This is a genomic window from Methylobacterium sp. WL18 (genome assembly GCF_008040015.1).
Taxonomy (GTDB): Bacteria; Pseudomonadota; Alphaproteobacteria; order Rhizobiales; family Beijerinckiaceae; genus Methylobacterium; species Methylobacterium mesophilicum.
The window spans coordinates 1-4,457 of sequence record NZ_VRVD01000392.1 but is presented as its reverse complement, the minus strand read 5'-3'; the positions used below and the strand labels follow the sequence as shown (position 1 = coordinate 4,457).

General features: G+C 61.7%; 5 protein-coding genes. 2 read left to right on the top strand and 3 right to left on the bottom strand.

The window, feature by feature from the left end; all coding sequences use genetic code 11:
• Both FV228_RS21320 and rpsT read right to left on the bottom strand, forming a co-directional pair.
• Positions 1 to 320 (bottom strand): DnaA N-terminal domain-containing protein (locus FV228_RS21320; protein ID WP_281406513.1); only part of this gene is annotated, 320 nt, incomplete at its 3' end.
• Between the two features lie 491 nt (positions 321 to 811).
• Complete coding sequence (gene rpsT, locus FV228_RS21315) at positions 812 to 1,078, bottom strand: 30S ribosomal protein S20 (RefSeq protein ID WP_147856441.1); 267 nt, start codon at positions 1,076 to 1,078, stop codon at positions 812 to 814.
• 276 nt (positions 1,079 to 1,354) lie between these two features.
• Between rpsT and FV228_RS21310 the strand changes: the two genes are divergently transcribed.
• Together FV228_RS21310 and FV228_RS21305 are read left to right on the top strand one after the other, a co-directional pair.
• Positions 1,355 to 2,434: a hypothetical protein gene (locus FV228_RS21310; RefSeq protein WP_147856440.1), complete on the top strand. Its 1,080-nt coding sequence runs from the start codon at positions 1,355 to 1,357 to the stop codon at positions 2,432 to 2,434.
• Positions 2,422 to 3,198: a hypothetical protein gene (locus tag FV228_RS21305; RefSeq protein WP_147856439.1), complete on the top strand. Its 777-nt coding sequence runs from the start codon at positions 2,422 to 2,424 to the stop codon at positions 3,196 to 3,198. Before FV228_RS21310 ends, FV228_RS21305 begins: the two co-directional genes overlap by 13 nt.
• Before the next feature lie 481 nt (positions 3,199 to 3,679).
• Here FV228_RS21305 and ccmB read toward each other — a convergent pair whose 3' ends face one another.
• Positions 3,680 to 4,348, bottom strand: coding sequence for a heme exporter protein CcmB (gene ccmB, locus FV228_RS21300; protein ID WP_147856438.1), 669 nt, complete (start codon positions 4,346 to 4,348; stop codon positions 3,680 to 3,682).
• Between the last annotated feature and the right edge of the window lie 109 nt (positions 4,349 to 4,457).

The following is a 4,457-nucleotide window of genomic DNA, read 5'->3' as shown; positions in this document are numbered from 1 at the left end:
GGACGGACCGGGGCGGCCGTGCCGCGCACGCCGACTTCGATCCGGCCGATCTCCTCGGCCTCGGCCTTGAAGGTGCCGAGCACCCGGTCGAGGTAGTGCGACTCGATCCAGCTCTTGAGGAAGCGCGTCGGCACCGTCAGCCGCGCCGTCCCGGCGGTCACGCCCTCCAGTTCCAGGCGGGCGAACCAGCTGGCGAACACATCCTCGCCCAGCTCGGCGCGCAGCCGACGCTTCACCCGCGCCCAGGCGGGTGCAAAATCCGTGTTGCCGGCGCTGCGGCCGCCCTCGTCGTCGCTCGCCACCGTTCCGTCGACACGCATCACTGGCTCTCCCGACGCCGCCGGCGGAAACCCGCTGGCCGCGCGTACGCACGATTTACGCCCTCAGCGTCCCGCATAATCGGGCGGGACAGACTCCGCTGGCGGAGTCAACTCCCCACCAAGGAACTTTTGCCGATTGGAAGAGCCTATCAACAATTACCTACAGTTCCTTTAACAGTGGGACTTGTGGGGATGGCCCAGATTCCCAACTGCAAGTGTTCTGCGATCCAACCGGGTGGCTCGATAGAGTCTTGGCGAATCGGAATGATTCGCTCACGTCCCGAAATCGACGGTCTTTTCTTGAACACAGTCAGTTTCTGTTAAGCTACACGCCACCCCAAGACTCCGCAACGTGCGAAATTCTGGTCTAGGGTTAACGCTTCGCCACCCGGGCCGGGCCAGGAAGGCCGGCGGCGCTCCGGAACGCGGACACGAAAAAACCCGGCGCGAAGGCCGGGCTTGGTGTCGTCTTACGTGGTGCGGTGGCGGGATTAGGCGGCCAGCGCCTTCACCCGGGCGGCCAGGCGCGAGACCTTCCGCGAGGCGTTGTTCTTGTGAACGATGCCGTGCTGGGCGGCGCGCATCATCTCGGGTTCGGCGGCCCGCAGCGCGGTCAGCGCGTCCTGCTGGTTGCCGGCGGCGATCGCCTCTTCGACCTTGCGGACGAAGGTGCGCATGCGCGAGCGGCGCGAGCGGTTGACCGCCGTCCGCTTCTCGATCTTGCGGGTCATTTTCTTGGCCGAAGCGGTGTTGGCCATGGAGTCCTCGTTCTCTTCGTCGGGCGATGCCGACGGGCCGGCTCAGCCGGGAATCGGTCGTCGCATCAGGTTGTCAGGCGATGGCCGCGTAACGGCGCACGCAAAAGCGCGTCGTTCCGGCGAAGCGGCCTCTATAGTTAGCGCGATGCGGCGCGTCAACGCGGAAGATCCCGGAGCGCGCCGGTCGGGCCGACATTCCTAGATCTTGACATCTCTCCTATGTTCTTTCTTTGTTCTTTCGGCCGCAACAGGGCGGCATGGCGGGGTGGGGCCACCATGCGTGACGAATCTCAAGCGCACAGCGAAGCAATCATTCTGCGCCACGTTCTGGCTGGCCTCACCCTTGAGACGAAGCTGATGCGCCTGCAGCGGCAGCTCCAGGCCAAAAATTGGGAGACCCAGCCGCGCGCGCCAGCGGGACAGCCGAACGTCGGCGAGTGGGTGCCGGCCCCCGGCGGTGGCCAGTGGGCCTCGCTCCACGGGGATCGACCCGGCGGACCGTCCCGACAGGATCCACCCGCGCTCACGGACAGCACGACGCTCGAGGATGGGACGCGCATCCTCTCGATCCGCGTACATGCCGGGCGAAAATCCTTCGATGAACGACACACCGTCACGGCGCCGGATGGCGAGAGCCGGATCTTCGAGACATCCGGCGAAACCCAGACGATTCGAGATGGCAATACGGGTGAAGTTCTGTCGCGGACCACCTTCGCGCCGACAGGTCTCGTCGCTGAACCGTTTGCTCAACCTGCCCTGGCCCCTGCCCTACCTCTGATTGCCGCCCCAGTCATCGCAACCTTCGAGCTTGGGTTGCAACTCCTGACCTATCTCTCTGCCCGGGAGGACGGGTACGGCACCGCTCTGGGGCTTACAGCGCAAGAATATAAAACCGGGGACGATCCGCAAATGAGTATGCCGATCTGGATTGGCCGGCTCAGCCAAGCTCAATTGGACGAAGCTTGTCCAAGAAATGGGGAAGTGCAAGCGATCGTGGACGAGGTAACTGCGCGTGTGACAGCGCAAGGCGGATACGCAAACGCGGCGCAGTTGGGTACAAAGATTCACGTCAAGATCGCGCAGATTATCAATGAAAAGAAAGACAAAAATTTTGTTGCAGAACTAATTCTAGCCGAACGGAATAAAAATCAAAATTTTATCATGCCTGGTAGTAAAAGATCCGACGTATTCGAAAGAGCTCGCATCGATACTACATGTATCTACGATCCAAAAACCGGTCGAAGGGGATGGACCCCTCGACAAGCCGTCCACACAATCAAGGCGGCAAAACGCAAATTTCCCGAAGTCGTGCGATTTATCATGATACAGGTGAGACCCAGGAAATGGCCACATTGATTCTTACACCGGCGCAGCAAATCCGAGATTTGTCTGCTCCGCTGGTAGATCGAAATCAAGATGTCGTTCTAACTGGCGGCAAATTTATATGCCTTCAAAGTGTTGGTCATATCGCTAGGCAGATACGGATCCATAACCGACCAAGCCGTGGATACTTCACGCTCGAATGGCGACTAACGGAGTTGTATATCCGGGGGGATAAATTCGATTTCGGAGGCTATGGTCGATCGATCGGCTTGATTGGTCGATCCCGTCGGTTCAAACCCGCCGGCCAGGACGGAGTCTGGGCTTGGGACGACCCGATGATCCGTGGCGATTTCGTCGAGCAAATTGAGACGGAAGTTCTGCCCCTTCTCAGATCCTTAGACTCGATCGAGAAAATCGTGACCTTCATCCTATCCCGAGAATCAAGAGGCTACAGTTTTCACAAGGATCATATCTGGATGTGTTTCACGCAGGCAGCTCTTGGCGAGTTTGCAAGTGCAAGAATGCATTGGGAGTTGATCACTCCGAGCTTTAAGGAACAACATGAAAAGCAGACAGCAATCGATGGCGAACCGATGTCAGACTATTTTCGCAGCGGCCTCGCCGTGGGGGACGCTTTGAAAGAGCGCGATCATATGGCCTTGGCAAAGCTTCTTTGGGAGAACGAGCGCACCGAAGCAGACCGGTTCAAGCTCGGTCGCCACTGGCAGCCGACAGCGTTTCCATTTCAGAAAGCTGCCACACCCGCTACGGTCGCCGGCGGACCGGATCAACAATGATCGCCGCCTGAGGGACAGGTATCAATTCGAGCGCGTCGACAGCGGCCACAATCCAAACAGCAAAGAGATAAGCGCGATAGAGGGATCAGCAGCCAGATAGTCGCGGCAACCCGGAGTTGGCCAAAGTCTCCAGTGTCGTCCACGGACCCGCATCGACTCGCGGGGGAGGGAAGCGCATGGAAAAGCATACAATCTTCGACGTGCTAAAAGCCTTAGGCGGCAAATAGTGCATTCCGACTTGCGAGGGATCGGCCGGATACGATCAGGGTCGATGCGAACTCTGTACAGATTGCGGCTCGAAATAGGGTGCTTCGATGACAATCACGTCGAGGCATCGACATTCAGAGGAACAGGAGGCATTGATGGAGGGCATGGTTATCTGTTGAAGATATTGGCCGCGAATCCGATGGATTGGATTTCTGCTATGGGATAGCGCAATGTCGCGGAGCAATGGCGGCGCGTAGCACTTGAAAGCAAACGATCACTCCGGCCAGCGCAAAGCCGCCGCCGCCGCAAGCGTCCCGACCACGGCGGCGATCAGGGTCAGCGCCGTCAGCACCGCGAGCGGCACGAGGAACGGCACCGTGCCCCCCGTCGCCGCCTGGGCGGCCGAGACGCCGAAGATCAGGCTCGGGATCATCAGCGGCAGGACCAGGACCGCGAGAATCAGCCCGCCCCGGCGGATCGAGGCCGTCAGCGCCGCCCCGACCGCGCCGATGAAGCTGAGTGCCGGGGTTCCGGCGAGCAGCGTCAGCGCGGTGGCGCCCATGGCGGTGCCGTCGAGGGCGACGAGCAGGCCGAAGAGCGGCGAGGCCAGCGCCAGGGGCAGTCCCGTCGTCAGCCAGTGCGCCGTGACCTTGGCGAGCACCACGCCTTCGAGGGGCACCGGGGCGGCGGTCATCAGGTCGAGGGATCCGTCCTCCTCGTCGGCCTGGAACAGGCGGTCGAGGCCGATGAGGGTCGAGAGCACCGCGGCGAGCCACAGGATGGCCGGGCCGATCCGCGACAGCAGGTTGAGGTCGGGTCCGAGCGCGAACGGCACCAGGGCGACGATCATCAGGAAGAACACCAGCGACAGGGCGCCGGAGCCGCCGACGCGGCCGGCGAGCCGCAGGTCGCGGGCGATCAGCGCGAGGATGGCACGCGTCACGCCCAATCCTCCGCAGGCTCGGGCTCCGGCGGGGTCCCAGGCTCGATGCGCAACTCCGCCGCCCCGTCGAGGCCCAGCGGCTGGTGGGTGGCGGCGATCACCAGGCCGC